Origin of the sequence: Burkholderia cepacia GG4 (assembly GCF_000292915.1) — a bacterium.
Lineage (GTDB): Bacteria > Pseudomonadota > Gammaproteobacteria > Burkholderiales > Burkholderiaceae > Burkholderia > Burkholderia cepacia_D.
The window spans coordinates 207399-225594 of sequence record NC_018513.1 but is presented as its reverse complement, the minus strand read 5'-3'; the positions used below and the strand labels follow the sequence as shown (position 1 = coordinate 225594).

Below are 18196 nucleotides of genomic sequence, written 5' to 3'. Positions count from 1 at the left end.
GCCGGACGTCGGCGCTGCCAGCCATCGCCTCCGGCATCGCGCGGATACGTGAAATCGCACCGCCGCGTGGCATCCGCGGACTTGGCATCGAGCACGAACTGCGTTGCGTTCGCTCCGGACGATCCGGACTGCGCGGCACACGCTCGCGTCGACGGCAGTCGCGCTGGCACTTCCTGACCGACCAGCGAATCGGTACGCGGCGTCAGGTCCGGCCCGCCGCAACGCGAGCGCCAGGAAAAGCATGTAACCAATCAGGAGACCAAAATGGCGAGCGATATTGTTCTGCGCGAGGATTGTGGCGGCGCGTCGGCTTCGAATCATGCCGCGCCAACCGCAGGCGAGAACGGTCCCGCGGCCGATCGGATCAGGGTGTCGGCCGTTATGCCCTGCCTCGACGAGGAAATGACGCTGGCCATGTGCATCGTGAAAGCGCAACGCAGCTTCGCCAAGCTGGGTGTCACCGGTCAGGTCGTCATCGCCGACAACGGCTCCACCGACCGCTCAGTCGAGATTGCTCGCGAACTCGGCGCCAAGGTGGTGCATCAGCCGGTTCGGGGCTACGGCTCGGCGCTGATGGCCGGCATTGCCGCGGCCGACGGCGACATCATCATCATGGGCGACGCGGACGACTCCTATGACTGGTCGAACATCCGCGGCTTCGTCGCGAAGATCGAGGAGGGCTACGAGTTCGTCATCGGCAACCGCTTCAAAGGCGGCATCATGCCGCATGCGATGCCGCCGCTTCATCGCTATCTCGGCAATCCGGTACTGTCGACGATTGCACGGCTGACCTGCAGCGTCCCGGTCGGCGATTTCCATTGCGGGATGCGTGCGTTCACGCGGGAAGCGTTCGCGCGCATGGATCTGCAGACGCCCGGGATGGAGTTCGCATCGGAGATGGTGATGAATGCGGCGCGCAACGGATTGCGCATCGTCGAGATTCCGACCGTGCTCCACCCCGACAAGCGCAACCGTCCGCCGCACCTGCGTTCGTTCCGCGACGGCTGGCGGCACCTGCGCTTCATCCTCACGTACGCACCCAACCACGTCTTCGTGATGCCAGGGCTCCTGCTGTTCGTCGCGGGCCTGCTGCTGCTCGGTCTGCTGGCGGGCGGCCCGACGACCCTGTTCGGACACTTCATGGGCCCGCACTTTCTCGCGCTCGCCAGCGTCCTGACGCTGATCGGATTCAATTTCATCACGATGGGCGTGCTCGCCAAGGTGATCATGGCCGACAAGCATCCATCGCTGCGAGGGCGTATCGTCCGATGGGCCACTGGCCCGTTCGCGATGGAAGCGTGTCTGCTGGGGGGCGCTGCGACCGCGGCGCTCGGGTTGATCCTGGATGCGAATATGCTCTTCAAATGGCTAACCCATCCGGCGCTTCCAATGGAAAGCACCGTGCATCTGGCCAGTGTCGCCACGACCCTGATCGTACTCGGCATGGACGGCGCATTTTCCGCCTTCCTCCTCAATCTGCTCGTACGTGAAGGGGAAAGACATCACGCACATGCCGTGCCTTTCATCGGGAAATAAGCGAACCATGAAAACGGTGTCCCAAACTGCCGCCGCCCCGATTCGTGTCGCGTCCGTCGGGCTGGGATGGGTGACGACTCATCGTCATCTGCCAGTGATGCTACGCGACCCGAGCTTCGAAGTCGTCGGCCTGATCGATCGCCAGCCGCAACACGCGGAACGCGTCGCGCAACGACTCAAGATCCGGCACCACGCCTGTGCCGGATCGCTTGCCGACGTTCCGTGGCTCGACGACGTCGATGCCGTGACGATCGGCGCCGGCCCGCACGCTCATTACCCGCTGATCCGGGAAGCGCTGCGCGCGGGCAAGCACGTGCTGACCGAAAAGCCGTTCACGATGCGGGTGGCGGAAGGCGAAGAGCTGGTCAAGCTGGCGAAGGCCCATGAGCGGACCCTGTGCATCGTGCACAACTTTCAATTTGCCTCTTCGACCAAGCGCCTGCTGCGAGACGTCGAATCCGGCTGCTATGGCAGCATCCGCTCGATTACCGCCCATCAATTCGGGAATCCGGAACGTCGCCTGCCTGCCTGGTACGAAGATCTTCCGCTAGGCCTCTTCTACGACGAGAGCCCACACATGTTCTATCTGCTGCGGCGCCTGGCTCCCGGCGCGCTGGCGCTCAGGCATGCGACTGTCGTCCCGAGCAGCACCGGCCTCGAAACACCGTGCATGATCACCGCACATTACCAATGCAATGCCCAGCACGGCTCGATTCCAGTCATGTTGAACATGAATTTCGAATCGCCGGTCAGCGAATGGCAGGTGATCGTGTGCGGCGAGCGCTTCATGGGAATCGTCGACGTTTTTCGCGATATCTACATTCGTCTGCCGAACGACGGCGCCCATACGACCGCGACGGTCCTGCGCACGTCGCTGTCCGCCACCTGGCAACACTGGCAGCAACATTTCACGAGCGGAATCCGGCATCTCAGAGGGATGCTCTTTTACGGCAACGACGATGTCTTCGCGGGTTTCGCCCGCTCGATTCGCACCGGCAACGCGGTCGAGCCCATCGGTGCCGACTCGGCGCTAGCGATCCTCGGCATGCAGCATCAGATCATCGAATGTGCGGCACGGGTATGACCGGAGGTATCACGAAATGACCATGAATGTCGATTTGCTCCGGCGCTTCTTCACGGAAACGCCGTTTCAACCCGCGACGAGCCTGTGGCGGGCCATCGAGATCGACGTCGTGCTGTCCCGGCCGTTTCCGCCCGGTCGCGGCATGGACCTCGGCTGCGGCGACGGCAAGCTGATGAAGACCATCACGGATCACGTCGGCCGGCGCGAACTGGTGGGTGTCGACATCGATCCGCTCGAAACCGGCCAGGCAAGCGCGCTCGGGCTCTACGACACGATTCATACGACCTCGGGCGGTCGCATTCCCGAGCCGGAAGACTCGTTCGATTTCGTGTTTTCCAACTCGGTCCTCGAGCATATCGACACCATCGGGGACGTGCTCGATGAAGTCTCCCGCGTCCTCAAGCCTGGCGGTAAATTCGTGTTCACGGTGCCGAGCAAATATTTCCACGCGTGCCTGATGGGTCCGTGGCTGCCAGCGACGAGCCGCTCCGCCTACCTGGACGAAATCGATCGTCGCTGCGCGCACAAGCGCTACTGGGGCATCGAGCTCTGGGAACAGGAGCTCGCCCGCAGGGGGCTGAAGGTTAGCGACCATGTCGAGTACCTGACCGTAAGCGAGGTACGGCGTTGGGAAAACATTTCCAGACTGACTGCGGGCATTCTTTATCTGGCGTTCGGCAAGCGCCGTCAACCGATCGACATTCAGCGCAGTCTCGGCTTGCGCAAGTCGAAGTCTTCCGTTCCGAATGCGCTTGCGGTCATGGCCAGCAAGATGCTGGCGATCGGTCTGAACCGATCCGCACCATCGACAGGCCCCTTCGGTTGCGTGCTCGTCGAATCCGTCAAGGTCGCGTGAGCAACTAGAGCGATGCCTCCGCAACCGGCCTCTCGCGTTCCGCCCCTACCCGGAAAGTTTCTACGCTTCGTCCTGGTCGGGGGCATCTGCACGCTGCTGAACCTGTCAATGCTCTGGTTCGTGACGACCCACCTCGGGTGGCATTACCTGATTGCCGCCACGATCTCGTTCTTCACGGTCAACGGGGTGGGTTTCGTTTTCAACAAGTACTTTACCTTTACGAAAATATCGCACCCGAACTTCCGCGAGATCCAGCGGTACTACTTCGTGATGTCGAGCTCCCTTGCGTTGAATCTGGGCATCATGTTCATCATGGTCGACGTGCTAGGCATCAATTACCTGCTCTCCAGTGTTGCGATCACCCTGCTGTTCATGATCTTCAATTTCCTCGCCCATCTCGGCTGGACCTTTGCGCCGTGACACACGACCTGCCGCCGGAAGACGACGTGACCGCCCAGACGCTCGCCCCCGTGCGCGTCGACGCCGCATCGCTGTCCCGGGACACCACACAACGCGTGCGCATCGTCCTGATTACCCATTTTTTCCCCGCCCACCGCGGCGGCGTGGAACTCGTCGCGGGCCATCTTGCCGAGACGCTCGTGCGGGACTCAGCGGCCGTCATCGAATGGTTCGCGAGCGATTGCGACCCGGCCCCGGCCATCGAAGGCATCACGTGTGTCAGCGTACCGGCCTGGAATCCCCTCGAGCGCCGCTGGCATCTCCCGTATCCGCTCTGGTCACCGTTGCGCCTGAAGGCTCTGTGGAATGCGGTCCGGCGAGCCGATCTCGTACACATTCACGATTACATTTACGTCGGCAGCATCGCTACGTTCGCGATTGCGAAAATCCAGCGCAAGCCGATCCTGATCACCCAGCATATCGGCGCAGTTCCGTTTCGCAACATGATGGTTCGCCGCCTTTTCGCGTTGGCAAACATGACGCTCGGCAGGGCGATGCTCGAGTACGCCGATGGCGCAGCCTTCGTCAGCACCGTCGTCAGGCAATTCTTCCTGCCCGGCGAGACATCCGAACGACGGGGCTGCCTGATTCAAAACGGACTCGACCGCTCGACCTTCTTTCCGGTCGCCGATGCCGAGCGAGACAGGCTGCGCGCCGGCCTGAACATTCCGGCCGGCCGCACATGCTTTCTCTTCGTTGGCCGCTTCGTCGAGAAGAAGGGACTCGATCTGCTAGAACGCCTGACGGAATCGCTCCCCGACGTGATCTGGATATTTGCCGGCAAAGGGGAAATGGACCCCGAAAAATGGGCAAGAAGCAACGTCCGGATTTTCCGCGACCGTTCCGGTTCGACGCTTGCCGAACTCTATCGCGCGGCCGACCTGCTCGTCTTGCCCAGCGCAGGAGAAGGCTTTCCGCTCGTCGTGCAGGAATCCATGGCCTGCGGCACGCCCGCCATCGTCGGCCGCGATACCGCATCGGCGCTGCCGGGCGTCGAACAGGTACTGTTCTCCGAAACCGTGGAGGCCGGCGATGCGCTGCCGGCGTGGCATCGCCGCCTGACGACACTCGCCGCCGATCCCCCCGTGCTCGCACGACGGCGCAGTGAGGTCGCGAATTGGGCCGCCACTCATTGGTCATGGGATCGTTGCGCGAACACCTATCGAGACTTGATCCGGACAATACTCGAGCAACAGAGGTGATTCATGGGGAGCGCTGAAAAATCCGTGTCTCGGGTCCAAAGCCCCTCGTCCGCCGCAGTGCGGCTGATCGTGCGGACCGGCATCGGAGGATGTATCTGCGCGCTGCTGCTCGCAGCCGATGCACCTTTGAATATCTTTTCGCCGTTCTTCTCGTATCTGCTCAAAACCTACGATCGTCCGGCCGCGCACCTGAGCCTGCTGGTGCTGGTCATCGCCGTCGCCATATCCCCGCTCTGTCATCGCGTGTCCACCGTCGCCGCCGCATGCGGACGCCATCCATGGAGACTCGCTGCGTTGACCGCCGTCACGTTCGCGTTCGGTGCGCGTTTCATCTATCACGCGCATCCCTTGTCAACAGACGAATACGCGGTGTGGTTCCAGGGCCGCGTCTTCGCGAACGGCGCGCTGACCGGACAGTTTCCGCCCGATTGGCTGAATCGCCTCATCTATCCGAGGTTCCAGAACTACCTCCTCGTCGTGTCCCGCACCACGGGTCAGGTAGCCTCTGCCTATTGGCCCGGCTTCGCACTCTTGCTGGCTGCCTTCAACCGGATCGGAGCCGACTGGCTGTGCAACCCGGTGCTATCAGCTCTCACGCTGGTCGCCACCGCGCGCACCTGCCGACTCGTCTTTCCGAACGAGGACGCAGTGGCTGGCTGGGCGATGCTGTTCACGCTGGCGTCCCCGGTCTTTGCGGCCTCGGGCATTTCCTACTTCGCGATGACGGGCTTGCTGCTCGCGAACCTCGCATTCGTTTGGGGATTTCTCCGGCCGACTCCGCGTCAGCTTTTCTTCAGCGGCGTGATGGGCTCGATCGCGCTGACCTTCCACAATCCGTTGCCCCACGTGCTCTTTGCGTTCCCGTGGCTGGTCTGGTTTCTGTTTCAGCGCCCGTCCTGGCGACAGATGCTGACGCTGATCGCGGGATACGCGCCTCTCACGCTGCTGCTGGGCATCGGCTGGGTATTGTTCAAGGCGCATATCGCGACCGACATCGCCAATCACGCGGCTCATCTGCCATCGCAAGGCGCCCTCGACTGGATCGCGTCGGCCTTCACGCTGCCGGACCTCGGAATCCTGTTCGTGCGACTGGCCAGCACGGTCAAGCTGTGGATCTGGGCGATGCCCGGTCTGCTGATCCTAGCCGGAATGGGCTACGCACGCAGGCGCGAAAACATCGCCGTCCAGTTGCTCACAGCGTCGGCCGTGCTGACCTACTTCGGCTATTTCTTTGTACCGTTCGATCAGGGGAACGGCTGGGGCTACCGCTACTTCCATCCGGCATGGAGCGTGCTGCCCATCCTCGCCGGCGCAGCCGTCGCCGGCTCGCTTCCGCACCGGAACGACGCAACGCCCCCCGCCCTGCGCAATCTGGCGGGATCCCTGATTGTGTGCAGCCTGATGATTCTCGTGCCGTGGCAAATGACAAGCATCGAGCACCACATCAGCACTCAGTTGGCACGCATCCCGGAAGTCCCGGCCGACAAGCGCAGCATCGTCTTTCTCTCCATCGAGCGTAGCAAGTTTCTCATCGACCTCATCCAGAACGATCCTTACTTGCGGAATCGATCGATTCGGATGATTAGTTCCGGAGAACATCAGGACGCGGAATTTCTGCGCAATGCGCACATCGATGCCGTGCCGCTTCCGGCGACGGAATTCGGACAGGCGTGGCTGATCCGGTAATGCGGCGACGTGCCCCTGATCCATCTCAGCGGATCATTGCGTCAGCAGACAATCGCTTCGCTTCTGCGTAGTCGTGTGTCTTGAGCGGAAACATGATTTGCTTTCGCTGGACGTGCTCTTGACGCTCGACGAGAATCTTGCGACCAGCCCCTTTGCCGCCTCCGCTGTGCCACGATTTCCTGTCAAACGCGCGAGAGCGGCGCCCAACGGCGCCGGGCTGCCTCGCGCCCACCAGAGTGCGTGTCACGCGAATCAACGCACTGATCGGCTAGTTGCTCGACCGTGCGAAGTGCCTGCACGGACTTTGGCCCCTTGTTGCGCCATGTCACATTTGTGCACACGGCTGCGTTGATTGGCTGATGCCTGCAAGATTGATGCTGACGGTCACTGAAGTCTCGGTAGAGTCGCGGAGGGATTTCTACCGATCACCGGTGCAATGGTTGAAGATGGCATTGCGCCACAAATTTGCCACACACGATGTGGAAAAAACTGCACCAGAATGCAAAACAACGCACTACGTCGCGAGACGTAGTGCGTTGTTTTTACTGGAATTTATGGTGGAGCGGAGGAGGATCGAACTCCCGACCTTCGCATTGCGAACGCGACGCTCTCCCAGCTGAGCTACCGCCCCAACAGACAACCATCATACACATCCATTTCCGCGCTTGGCAATAGGGGTTCCGTCACCCCGAACGCGTCACTTCGACGGCGCGCCGGCGAGCACCCATTCGACCACGGACCGCAGATCCGCATCGCTCATGCGCGGGTGCGCAGGCATCGGGATCGCGCCCCAGACACCGGAGCCGCCGTCCTTCACTTTCTTCGACAGCTTCGCGACGGCCTGCGGATCGGACTTGTAGCGGGCAGCGATGTCCTTGAACGACGGGCCGACCAGCTTGCGGTCCACTGCGTGGCAGCCCATGCATGCGTTGCTGCGGGCGACCTTCAGGCCGTCGCCGACATCCGCGTGCGCGGTGCCGAACGCACCGGCCGCGAGCACCGCCGCCGCGGCGCCCTGCGCCATCCATTGCTTGATCTGCGTCGACTTCATTGCGGCGTCGCCTTCGGGTTGCCCGGGTGCACGCTCGACGAATTCGAGATCGGCGCGGGCGGTTGCAGCGGCATGGACTGGACCGACGCATCGGGCACTGCACCGACCGTCGCGGCATCCGCGGGCGCGGCGGCAGCCTGCGCGCCGGACGCATCGCTCGGCGACGCTGCCTGCAATGCCTGCGCGTCCTGCGCCTGGATGTACTGGAACACCTTCACGACCTTCTCGACGCCCGGCACCTGGCTCGCCGCATCCGCACCGCGATTGCCTTCGTCGACCGTCACGAGGCCCAGCAGGTAGATGTTGCCGCGCTCGCTGACGACCTTGTAGTAGTTCGCCGACAGGCCCTTCGTCGCGATCAGCTCGGACTTCACCCGCCCTTCGAGATACGAGTCGTTCGCGCGCGACGACAGCGACGACGCCGGCTCGACCGACAGCTCGTTGACGATCGCGTTCACGTTGTTGATGCCGCGCACGATTTCCTCGGCACGCTGCTTCGATGCGTTGTTCGGCACTTCACCCGTCAGCAGCACGCGGCGGTTGAACACCGTCACGTTCACGTGCGACTGGTCCGGCAGCCCGTTGTTGATCTGCGTGAGCGACTTGACCTGGATCTCGCGATCCTCGGTCTGTGCGCCGAGCGTACGGCGATCGGTCGCGATCAGCGCGCTGCCGCCGGCCGCCGCACCCAGCACGCCGAGCACGCAGCCCTGCAGCGACATGGCGAGACCCGCCGTCAGCGCGGCGAGCAACGTGGTTCTGACGAGCGTCTGTTTGACGCGACTTTGATTCATCGACGGCTCTCCTTCGTTCAATCCTCACCCAGCAGCATCGCGTCGATGCCGTCGCACAGGCAGTGGATGGTCAGCAGATGGACTTCGTGGACGCGCGCCGCGCGAACGGCGGGCACGCTGATCGGAATATCGGTATCGGACAGCGCGGCCGCGACGGCGTGGCCGCTTCCGCCCGTCAGCGCGACGACGGTCATTTCGCGCTCGTGCGCCTCGTCGATCGCGGCCAGCACGCGCGGCGACGCGCCGCTCGCGTCGAGCACCAGCAGGATGTCGCCGGTCTGCCCGAGCACACGCACCTGCTGCGCGAACAGCTGATCGGCGGCCAACGCCCCCGTGAGACCGCCCTGCGACGCATCGGTGGCCAGCGCGATCGCGGGCAGGCCCGGACGCTCGCGCTCGAAGCCGCCGACGAGCGCCACGGCGAGGTAGTGCGCGGCGGCGGCCGACGGGCCGTCGCCGCATGCGACGATCTTGTTGCCGTTCGCCAGCGCGGCGAACATCGCGTCGACCGCGGCTGCGATCGGCAGCGACAGCGCGTCGGCCGCTTCGGCGTGAAGCTCGATATTGTCGCGGAAATGTTGCTGGATACGTTCGACTGACATCGATTCCTGGTGAACTGGGCGCGCGGCACACAGCGCGCAACGTCATGGGTGCGGCGAGTTTACCGCACTCCGGCACCCTCTCCGGGGGTATGACAAGAACTCTTTACATCTCGTCACAGCTCGCGGCTACGCATCGTCGGCACGAAATGCGTCACGCAGCCACTCGAGCCGGCCGGCCTCGAATGCAACGACGTCGAAGCGGCATGCGGCGCCCGCGCCGTGCCGCGCCCAGAAATGGAGCGCCGCCGCGACCAGACGCCGCCGCTTGCGCCAGCCGACGCTCGCCGCTGCGCCGCCATGCCGGGTGCTGCGCCGCGCGCGCACCTCGACGAACACCAGCGTGCCGTCGGGCATGCGCATCACGAGATCGAGTTCGCCGCCGCGCATCGTCACGTTCGCCGCGACGAACACGAGACCGCGGCGCTCGAGGAACTGCCGCGCACGCTGCTCGAACGCGGCGCCGACCGGCCTGGATCGCGCCGCGCCGGAAAAATTGCCGTCTCCGGGCGGCAAACCGCGCCCGCCGCCCGGCACGGCCGGCGCCGCGTGGCACAATGCCGTCCTTGTTCCGCTTGCGCCGCGATTGCGCGCATTGCCTGTCATGACTGCCCTCCTCGAACTCGCGCAAACGCAGCACTACCCGAGCGCCGCGCTCTATATCGTCGCGACGCCGATCGGCAACACCGCCGACATCACGCTGCGCGCGCTGCACGTGCTCGGCCTTGCCGACCGCATCGCGGCCGAAGACACCCGCAACACGGGCCAGCTGCTGGCCCGCTACGGGATCTCGAAACCGCTCGTCGCCGTGCACGAGCACAACGAACGCGAAGCCGCGCTGCGCGTGATCGAGCTGCTGCGTGCCGGCGAACGCGTGGCGTACGTGTCGGACGCCGGCACGCCCGGCATTTCGGACCCCGGCGCGCGGCTCGTCGACACCGTGCGCGCCGCCGGCTTCGCGGTGATCCCGCTGCCGGGCGCGAGCGCCGCCGTGACCGCGCTGAGCGTGGCGGGCGACTGGGCCGGCGCGTTCACGTTCGCGGGCTTCCTGCCGCCGAAGGCGAAGCAGCGCGCGAGCGCGCTGCAGGCGCTCGCGCAGCACCCGTACGCGCTGGTGTTCTACGAAGCGCCGCACCGGATCGCCGAAACCGTCGCCGCACTCGCCGACGCGTTCGGCCCCGCGCGCCGGCTGCTGATCGCGCGCGAACTCACCAAGCTACACGAGCAGTTGTTCCAGGGCACCCTGGCCGAAGGACAGACCTGGCTCGACGGCGATGCGAACCGGCAGCGCGGCGAGTTCGTGCTGGTCGTCGAAGGCGCGCCGGCCGACCGCGGCGAGGCCGACGACACCGCGCACGACGCGCTGCTCAAGCTGCTGCTGGAAGAGGTGCCGGTGAAGAGCGCCGCGAAGCTCGCGGCCGCGCTGACGGGCGCGTCGCGCAACGCGCTGTACGCGCGCGCGCTCGTGCTGAAGGAAGGCTGACGCGCGAACCGCCAATCCTCGGAAACGAAAAAGGGCTGCCCGACGGCAGCCCTTTTTGCATCAGCGGACGAACCGCCGCGTTACTTCGTCGAGACCGACGCGAACATTTCGTCGCGTGCCTCGCGCGCTTCCTGCGGCGACAGCCCTTCGATCTTCACGCGGCCCGTGCCGGCATGCACGAGGCCGATCATCCTGGCGGCGGCATACGACAGGTCGAGCACGCGGCCGCGCTTGTACGGCCCGCGATCGTTGACCTTCACGACGACCCACTTGCCGGTCGACGCGTTCGTCACCTTGATGTACGAAGACAGCGGCAGCGTGCGGTGCGCGGCGGTCAGCGCATTCATGTTGAAGCGCTCGCCGTTCGCGGTGCGGCGGCCGTGGAAATCCCTGCCATACCACGATGCCCGGCCCGACTGACGGAAGTCGGACACATCCTTGCCGTCGATCGGCTCGGCGTCCGCCAGCGACGACTTCTTCGCGTCCTTGCTGTCGGCAGCCGGCATCGATGCCAGCGCGGAATCGAAATTCAGTTGCTGCTTGTCGTCGTCCGCTTTCGCTGCAGCGGCCGTCTTGTTGGCTGCGTTCTTCTGGTTCGCGCTGCCGGTGGTCTGGCTGGGTGGCACCGCACAGCCCGTCAGCGCAAAAAACAATGCAATGGTCCCGAATCGACTCGGAAAACGTAAATTCATCGACGTGTCGCCTTCTGGTTCGGGCCGCACCGATACAACGCTGCTTGACAACGCAGGTACGCGGCCCGGACGGCAAATGCGTGCACGCCCCGCTCGGTTGCGAGCAGGCGGCTAGCATGGGCGCGGCTTTTCGTCAGTGCCGCAACCGTCCTGATTAGTTTTCACGTCTGGCGCAACCTGTCCCCGGCAGCCTGACCAGACCCCACATGCCGCCATCGAACATGGCTTTCACGTTCGCGCGCGTCGCGTACAGCCAACGCACAGGAACGGCGGCACAGGCCTCATCCGGCGGCGCGGCAGCAGGGCCGCAGGCGGGCGCGCAGCACCCGGCCGGACAAGACGTGAGCACCGAATGCTCGGTGCTGGATACACCGCCGGACTCCCCGGCGGTCGATGCTTGACGGTGAATCCGACGCCCCGTTTAACGGGGCCGAAACACCAGCGAATTGCGTGAAATTCACGCAGGATGGACCGCATTATACATAAATCAAAAGGTCCACCGGAAAAGCACCCCGTCCGGACCATTGATTCTCACTATGGCGGTAACAATCGGGATGCCCCGGGATTGCCCGCGGACCTGTGTCGGCCGACGCGCCGCAGGGTCGGCAAGCCGCCCGCGCGACCGGTACAATCGCTCCTTTTAGCCGCCGGTGCCTCCATGAAAGTCACGCTCATTCCGGTCACGCCGTTCCAGCAGAACTGCTCGCTGCTCGTCTGCGAAAAGACCGGCCGCGCCGCCGTCGTCGATCCGGGCGGCGATCTCGAACGGATCGAACAGGAGATCGCGCGGCAGGACGTACAGGTCGAGAAGGTGCTGCTCACGCACGGCCACGTCGATCACTGCGCGGGCGCGAAGGCGCTCGCGACGCACTACGGCGTGCCGATCGTGGGGCCGCAGGAAGACGAGCGCTTCTGGATCGAGCAACTGCCGATGCAGAGCCAGCGCTTCGGCTTTCCGGCCGCGGAAACGTTCGAGCCTGACCACTGGCTGAACGACGGCGACACCGTGAAGTTCGGCGACGAGACGCTCGAGGTCTATCACTGCCCGGGCCACACGCCCGGCCATGTCGTGTTTTTCAGCCGCGCGCATCGCGTCGCGATCGTCGGCGACGTGCTGTTCGCCGGCTCGATCGGCCGCACCGACTTCCCGCGCGGCAACCACGCGGACCTCGTGCGTTCGATCAAGGAAAAGCTGTGGCCGCTCGGCGACGACGTCACGTTCGTGCCGGGTCACGGCCCGGTATCGACCTTCGGCGACGAGCGCCGCACGAATCCGTTCGTGTCCGACAAGGTATTCGGATGAACCAGACCGCCATCCCCGAAATCTACGTCAGCACCGACGTCGAGGCCGACGGCCCGATTCCCGGCCCGCACTCGATGCTGAGCTTCGCGTCGGCCGCCTATACCGAGGACAAGCAGCTGATCGCGACGTTCTCGGCGAACCTCGAGACACTGCCCGGCGCCCAGGCCCATCCGGTGCAGGAGGCATGGTGGAAGACGGAGCCGGAAGCGTGGGCCGCGTGCCGGCGCGACCTGCAGGCGCCCGAGGCAGCGCTCGTCGCGTACGTCGAGTGGGTCGAGGCGCTGCCCGGCAAGCCGGTGTTCGTCGCGATGCCGGCCGGCTTCGATTTCACGTTCATGTTCTGGTACATGATGCGCTTCGCGGGACGCTGCCCGTTCTCGTGGTCGGCGCTCGACATCAAGACGCTCGCGTTCGCGATGACGGGCCTGCCGTACCGCAAGGCGATCAAGCCGCGCTTTCCGAAGCACTGGTTCGACGATCATCCGCACACGCATGTCGCGCTCGACGATGCAATCGAGCAAGGCGCGCTGTTCTGCAACATGCTCGCCGACCTGCGCCGCCAGCAGGCCGCGCTCGCAGGCCTCGCGGTGTCCGACACCGATCGGTCGGAAGGCGCGGGGGCGGGACAAAATCCCACGGATCCGCGCGCAAATTAGCGAATCTCGCTCATCGGCGCACCGCCAGATTGCCTTTCCTTTCCCGGCCCTCTAACATTCAGCGTGTTGTAGCTGCCGCATGGAGGCGCAGGTGACGCTCGATTCCTTTTCGCAAAAAATCCTTCGCCTGTTGCAGCTCGACGCGCGCCGTTCCGTACAGGAAATCTCCGACCAGGTCGGCCTGTCGAGCACGCCGTGCTGGCGCCGCATCAAGGACATGGAACAGTCCGGCGTGATCCAGCGCTACACGGCGCTGCTCGATCGCGAGAAGCTCGGCCTGCACGTATGCGCGCTCGCACACGTGCACCTGACGCGCCACAACGAGGGCGGCGTCGAGCAGTTCGAACGCGAGATCGCGACCTGCCCGGAAGTCACCGAGTGCTACAGCACCACCGGCGAAGCCGATTACATCCTCAAGATCGTCGCGCCCGACATCAAGGCGTACGACGTATTCCTGCACGAACGGATCTTCAAGATCCCGGCCGTGTCGCAGGTGCGCACGAGCGTCGTGCTGCGCGAAATCAAGTTCGATACGCAGTTGCCGCTGTAACGCGCGGCGCGCGTTCGCCGGCACGTCTCACGCCTGCGCGGGCAGCCCGCGCGTGAAGCCGATCCGGCGCGCGCCGAACTGGCGCTTCAGCATCTCGACGTCGAGCCGGCCGGCCAGCGCCGCGTCGGTATCGCCGGCGCCGGCGTCGAGCGTCACGTCGATCTCGAGGCCCGTGCTCAGGTAGTGCAGGTTGATCGCGGCCGCATGCAGCCCGCGCTGTGCGAGCGCGGTCTCGAGCCGTGCGGCAATCTCGTCGCGTGGCGGCAGCGCGAGCGCCGGACGGCGCGCTGCGTCGTTCTCCGGGTCGACGTGGATCAGCGCATCGAGCACGCGCGGGTCGGACAGCACGCGCGCACGCGCGCTTTCCGCGATGTAGTGCCCTTCGGATACGGAGATCATCGGATCGACCAGGATGTGTGCGTCGACGAGCGCCGCATCGCCCATCTTGCGCGTGCGCAGGTCGTGCACGTCGCGCACGCCGGGCGTCGCCGCGAGCAGTGCGCGGATCTCTGCCGTGTCGGTGATGTCGAGCGCGCGATCCGACAGGTCCTGCAGCGCGTCATAGCCGAACGTCCAGCCCATGCGCGCGACCATGAAACCGACGATCGCCGCGGCGATCGGGTCGAGCAGCCGCACGCCGGCCAGGCTGCCGATAATGCCGATCGCGACCACGAGCGACGACGCGGCATCCGAGCGCGCGTGCCATGCATTCGCGACGAGCATCGCCGAACGCACGCGCCGCGCCTCGCGCAGCATGTAGCGGAACAGCGCCTCTTTCGACACGAGCACGGTCAGCGCGACGATCAGCGCGGAGAAATGCACGGCCGGGATGTTTTCGAGATTCACGAGACGATTGCCGGCGCGCCAGAGCATGCCGATGCCGACGGCGATCAGGATCGCGCCGAGAAACAGCGACGCGACCGTCTCGTAGCGGCTGTGTCCGTAATTGTGGTCGGCATCCGGCGATGCACCACTATGGCGATTCGCAACCAGGACGACAAAATCCGAGATCAAATCGGAAATCGAATGGATCCCGTCGGCAATCAATGCCTGCGAATGCGCAACCACCCCCACGGCGATCTGAAATGTCGCGAGCACGACATTCAGCACAATACTGACGAGGGTGCTCTTGCGCGCGACCGCGTGCTTATCCGCGCTTTGCGCGTCACCAGAAAACGTGGACATGAAATACGAGATATCGGTTGGGATACGGAATTCTATCAAAAGAAGCCCGCGGGGCATTCCGATAACCCCAAATTCTTCATTTAAATCAACCGCTTATGCGAACGGATCGCATTTTCATTCACGCGCCGATTCTGACATTTTCATGACAACATGCATACAGCCCGATGCCGGCATACAAAAAAGCCGCGCTCCTGGACGGATACGCGGCTCTTTCGCGACGGCAACTTAAACAGTTGTTTAAATCACAAACTGTTCGCGGTTCTTCCCGGCGATCCAGCGCGGCGGCTTGCCACGGCCCGACCACGTCGCGCCCGTTTCCGGATCGCGGTATTTGGCAGCCACGCCTGCGCGCGGGCGGCCGACCTTACCGGCCTTGGCGCGGCTGAGGCCGAGATCGGCGAGCGAAAAGCCGTAGTCGGCAATTTTCTGCTTCACGTCATTCAGCACTTCGGCGTATTCGCGCGACTTCGCTTCTTCGATTTGCTTCTCCAGCTTCTCCCGCTGAGCCAGCAGGTCCTTGTAAGAAGACATAGTTTCCCTTTCTATATGACCAAATGGCGCCGGTCTGTAGCCAGCTCACCATTCATGGAATATTTGTGCCTCGGATTTTCGAAGGCAGAGGTTAGCACAAAAAAGATTTGATAGAAGCGGGATTCATGAAAATCCCGAGACCAATTGTAATTCACGCATGTCATTCTGACCGGCCACGGCCTTTTCTCAAATTTTTACCCGCTTACATAGAGATTAGGACATTACCGATCCGGTAATAGGCCTATCAACATACGCAATTACCCTGCATGCGAAAAAATAGAAGCTCTCATCTGGCGACAAGTTCGTGAAAATCGCGCAGCCCGACACGCTAAACGAACATGACACGCGCCCGCGACGTCAGGTCACATCCCGCGCACTCGCAATCAGCTGCTCGCGCAGCACGCCGGCATCGGCCGGCGCCGGGTCGAACGGCGTGCGCACGCGGCGGTCGTCGCAGCGCCAGTCGGCGCCGTGACGGTCGACGCCGAGCAGCTCGAGCCCGTCGCGGCGCGCAGCGCTCGCGTCGTACGCATCCCATAACGCCCGTTCGTCGTCGAACGACAGCGGCGGCAACGTATCGAGGCTCGTGCCGTCCACCCAGCCCATCCGGCCGAATCCACCGATATAGCGCAGCCGCTCGAGCTCGAGCGCCCAGAACGCGAAATCGCCGAGCGCGAGATAGCGCGCGGCATCCGGCTCGTAACGCGTGTAGCGCGCGGCGACGTGCGGATCGTCGCCGAGCGGCACGAAGCGGCCGAGCAGCGTGGCGCGCTCGGCGTTCAGCACGTCGCCGTCCGGCGAATCGACGACGAGGAAACCCGCGCGCGGATCGGCGGCGAGGTTGCGCGTGTGCTCGGCGAGGCCGCTCACGAGAATCACGGGCCGATGGCGCGCATCGGGCGCGAACGGCACGACCGTCGGATAGGGAAAGCCCTGCGGATCGCGCGCGTGGGTCGCGAGCGTGCCCAGCGCGCAGCGGTGCAGCAGGTGCAGGGCAAGGGCGGGATCGATGTTCATGGCGACTCCTGCGGTCGGAAGGCAATGGCGGCGAGGATGGCGACGGCGCATCGGACACGCCGCATGCGCATCGATGTTACCCGCGGCGGCGGCGCGTCGCGCATCGGCCGGACGGCCAGCTCGCCGGCAAGACCGTAAGCGGTTCGATAGAATCGGACAAATCCGACGGGCGCCGCGCCCGCGCATGGTCCATTCAAGAGCATTCCGTGTCCGATTCTTCCTCCCGATCCTCGTCCGACTTCGCCACGCCGCCCGATGTGCATCGCGTGCTGGCGCTCCCGGTCCGCCAGCGTGCCCGCACGGCCACGATGGCGCTGTTCTTCGTCGCCGGCATGATGTACGCGTCGTGGGGCGTGCATGTGCCGACCGTGCGCGACAAGTTCGCGCTGAGCCCGGGGCTGCTGTCGATCGCGCTGTTCGCGGTGGCGGGCGGCTCGATCGCCGCGATGCTGACGATCGCGCGCTGGATCGCGCGCGTCGGCTCGCGCACCGCATGCCTCGCCGGTGGGCTCGTGATGTCCGCGTGCGCAGCACTGATCCTCGTCGTGCCCGACTACTGGATGCTGCTCGTGGTGCTCGCGCTGTTCGGCTTCTCGATGGCCACGCTCGACGTCGCGATGAACGCCGAGGCAAGCGCAGTCGAGATCGCGCTCGGCAAGCCGATCATGTCATCGCTGCACGGGATGTTCAGCATCGGCGGGATGTCGGGGGCGGCGGCCGGCGGCGCGCTGCTGTCGGCCGGCATGGCGCCGGCCGTGCACCTCGCGCTCGCGGCGGCCATCAACGCGGCGGTGCTGCTGGCCGCGAGCCCGGCCGTGCTGCCGCACGTCCCGCATCACGAACACGCGCACGGCGGCGGCAACCGCTGGCGCTCGCCCGCGCTGTGGATGCTCGGCGGCATCGCGTTGGTCGCGTTGATCGCCGAAGGCGCGATGTACGACTGGGCGACGGTCTACATGCGCGACGTCGTCGCGGCGAGCCCCGCGCTCGCGAGCGCCGCGTACGCGGCGTTCTCCGGCGGGATGGCGATCGCGCGTTTCGCGGGCGACGCGGTGCGTGCGCGCTTCGGCGCGCCGCAGCTCGTGTTCGCGAGCGCGTCGCTCGCGTGCGCCGGGATGATCGGCGCGCTGCTGCTGCCGAATCCGCTAGCCGTGCTGACGGGTTTCACGCTGATGGGCCTCGGCCTCGCGAACATGATGCCGGTGCTGTTCGCGGCCGCCGCACGCGTGAAAGGCATCCACGCGGCAGAAGGCCTCGCGCACGTGGCCGGGCTCGCATATTTCGGACTGCTGTTCGGTCCGGTCGTGATCGGCGCGGTCGCGCAAACGGCGAACCTGACGATCGGCCTGTCGGTCGTCGCGCTGTGCGCGGCGCTCGTCGCGACCGTCGCGCCGAAGGTGCTCGCGCACCTGAAGATCTGACGACGCGCGGGCACGCCACCGGCTGCGGGCCCGCCAAAAAAGAAGGCGCGCCCGCGTGACCGCGGGCGCGCCTTCACCCCTTCTGTTGACC

19 protein-coding genes and 1 tRNA gene are annotated in these 18196 nt (G+C 64.9%); 11 read left to right on the top strand and 9 right to left on the bottom strand.

From position 1 onward, the window contains the following. The first annotated feature begins 264 nt into the window (after window positions 1–264). The 6 genes from GEM_RS01015 to GEM_RS00990 are packed head-to-tail and all read left to right on the top strand — an operon-like array spanning window position 265 to window position 6823. On the top strand, window positions 265–1536 hold the full coding sequence (locus GEM_RS01015) for a glycosyltransferase family 2 protein (RefSeq protein ID WP_014895601.1): 1272 nt from the start codon (window positions 265–267) through the stop codon (window positions 1534–1536). 7 nt (window positions 1537–1543) lie between these two features. Continuing rightward, on the top strand, window positions 1544–2620 hold the full coding sequence (locus tag GEM_RS01010; protein WP_014895600.1) for a Gfo/Idh/MocA family protein: 1077 nt from the start codon (window positions 1544–1546) through the stop codon (window positions 2618–2620). 22 nt (window positions 2621–2642) lie between these two features. Next, window positions 2643–3476 carry a class I SAM-dependent methyltransferase gene (locus GEM_RS01005; RefSeq protein ID WP_272148361.1) on the top strand — a complete coding sequence of 278 codons (834 nt, stop codon included), beginning with the start codon at window positions 2643–2645 and terminating at the stop codon, window positions 3474–3476. A gap of 12 nt (window positions 3477–3488) precedes the next feature. Further along, window positions 3489–3896 (top strand): GtrA family protein, encoded by a 408-nt coding sequence (locus GEM_RS01000; RefSeq protein WP_014895598.1) that lies wholly within the window; start codon window positions 3489–3491, stop codon window positions 3894–3896. Next, window positions 3893–5137, top strand: a complete 1245-nt coding sequence (locus tag GEM_RS31025; RefSeq protein WP_014895597.1) for a glycosyltransferase family 4 protein — start codon at window positions 3893–3895, stop codon at window positions 5135–5137. The genes GEM_RS01000 and GEM_RS31025 overlap by 4 nt, the downstream gene beginning before the upstream one ends. A 3-nt stretch (window positions 5138–5140) precedes the next feature. Beyond that, window positions 5141–6823, top strand: a complete 1683-nt coding sequence (locus GEM_RS00990) for a hypothetical protein (protein WP_014895596.1) — start codon at window positions 5141–5143, stop codon at window positions 6821–6823. Window positions 6824–7378: 555 nt separating this feature from the next. Here the strand turns inward: GEM_RS00990 and GEM_RS00985 are convergent. The 5 genes from GEM_RS00985 to GEM_RS00965 form a co-directional block, all read right to left on the bottom strand. Further along, a tRNA-Ala gene (locus GEM_RS00985) sits at window positions 7379–7454 on the bottom strand. 66 nt (window positions 7455–7520) lie between these two features. Continuing rightward, window positions 7521–7874, bottom strand: a complete 354-nt coding sequence (locus GEM_RS00980; RefSeq protein WP_014895595.1) for a c-type cytochrome — start codon at window positions 7872–7874, stop codon at window positions 7521–7523. Next, the gene (locus GEM_RS00975; RefSeq protein WP_014895594.1) at window positions 7871–8668 is read right to left on the bottom strand and encodes a BON domain-containing protein; all 798 of its coding nucleotides are present in this window, start codon (window positions 8666–8668) and stop codon (window positions 7871–7873) included. The genes GEM_RS00980 and GEM_RS00975 overlap by 4 nt, the downstream gene beginning before the upstream one ends. Window positions 8669–8685: 17 nt before the next feature. Next, window positions 8686–9270, bottom strand: coding sequence for an SIS domain-containing protein (locus tag GEM_RS00970; protein WP_014895593.1), 585 nt, complete (start codon window positions 9268–9270; stop codon window positions 8686–8688). A 126-nt stretch (window positions 9271–9396) separates the two neighbouring features. Continuing rightward, window positions 9397–9825, bottom strand: coding sequence for a YraN family protein (locus GEM_RS00965; protein ID WP_014895592.1), 429 nt, complete (start codon window positions 9823–9825; stop codon window positions 9397–9399). A 46-nt stretch (window positions 9826–9871) separates the two neighbouring features. On the opposite strand from GEM_RS00965, the gene rsmI reads away from it, so the two are divergent. Beyond that, on the top strand, window positions 9872–10750 hold the full coding sequence (gene rsmI, locus GEM_RS00960) for a 16S rRNA (cytidine(1402)-2'-O)-methyltransferase (protein WP_014895591.1): 879 nt from the start codon (window positions 9872–9874) through the stop codon (window positions 10748–10750). Window positions 10751–10830: 80 nt separating this feature from the next. Here rsmI and GEM_RS00955 read toward each other — a convergent pair whose 3' ends face one another. After that, window positions 10831–11442 carry a septal ring lytic transglycosylase RlpA family protein gene (locus GEM_RS00955; protein ID WP_014895590.1) on the bottom strand — a complete coding sequence of 204 codons (612 nt, stop codon included), beginning with the start codon at window positions 11440–11442 and terminating at the stop codon, window positions 10831–10833. A gap of 658 nt (window positions 11443–12100) precedes the next feature. On the opposite strand from GEM_RS00955, the gene GEM_RS00950 reads away from it, so the two are divergent. The 3 genes from GEM_RS00950 to GEM_RS00940 all read left to right on the top strand — a co-directional run bounded on the left by GEM_RS00950 (window position 12101) and on the right by GEM_RS00940 (window position 13951). Next, window positions 12101–12745 carry an MBL fold metallo-hydrolase gene (locus GEM_RS00950; protein ID WP_014895589.1) on the top strand — a complete coding sequence of 215 codons (645 nt, stop codon included), beginning with the start codon at window positions 12101–12103 and terminating at the stop codon, window positions 12743–12745. Then, a complete protein-coding gene (locus tag GEM_RS00945) occupies window positions 12742–13401 on the top strand; it encodes an exonuclease (protein WP_014895588.1) in 660 nt (219 codons plus the stop codon). Before GEM_RS00950 ends, GEM_RS00945 begins: the two co-directional genes overlap by 4 nt. Before the next feature lie 79 nt (window positions 13402–13480). Continuing rightward, window positions 13481–13951 (top strand): Lrp/AsnC family transcriptional regulator, encoded by a 471-nt coding sequence (locus GEM_RS00940; RefSeq protein WP_006477376.1) that lies wholly within the window; start codon window positions 13481–13483, stop codon window positions 13949–13951. 27 nt (window positions 13952–13978) lie between these two features. Here the strand turns inward: GEM_RS00940 and GEM_RS00935 are convergent, their stop codons facing one another. The 3 genes from GEM_RS00935 to GEM_RS00925 all read right to left on the bottom strand — a co-directional run bounded on the left by GEM_RS00935 (window position 13979) and on the right by GEM_RS00925 (window position 16684). Further along, a complete protein-coding gene (locus GEM_RS00935; RefSeq protein WP_041490421.1) occupies window positions 13979–15136 on the bottom strand; it encodes a cation diffusion facilitator family transporter in 1158 nt (385 codons plus the stop codon). A 237-nt stretch (window positions 15137–15373) separates the two neighbouring features. Further along, the gene (locus GEM_RS00930) at window positions 15374–15667 is read right to left on the bottom strand and encodes an H-NS family nucleoid-associated regulatory protein (RefSeq protein WP_014895586.1); all 294 of its coding nucleotides are present in this window, start codon (window positions 15665–15667) and stop codon (window positions 15374–15376) included. A 357-nt stretch (window positions 15668–16024) separates the two neighbouring features. After that, window positions 16025–16684 (bottom strand): HugZ family protein, encoded by a 660-nt coding sequence (locus tag GEM_RS00925; RefSeq protein ID WP_014895585.1) that lies wholly within the window; start codon window positions 16682–16684, stop codon window positions 16025–16027. A gap of 206 nt (window positions 16685–16890) precedes the next feature. Between GEM_RS00925 and GEM_RS00920 the strand changes: the two genes are divergently transcribed. Then, window positions 16891–18105 carry an MFS transporter gene (locus GEM_RS00920; protein WP_014895584.1) on the top strand — a complete coding sequence of 405 codons (1215 nt, stop codon included), beginning with the start codon at window positions 16891–16893 and terminating at the stop codon, window positions 18103–18105. The last annotated feature ends 91 nt before the right edge of the window (window positions 18106–18196 follow it).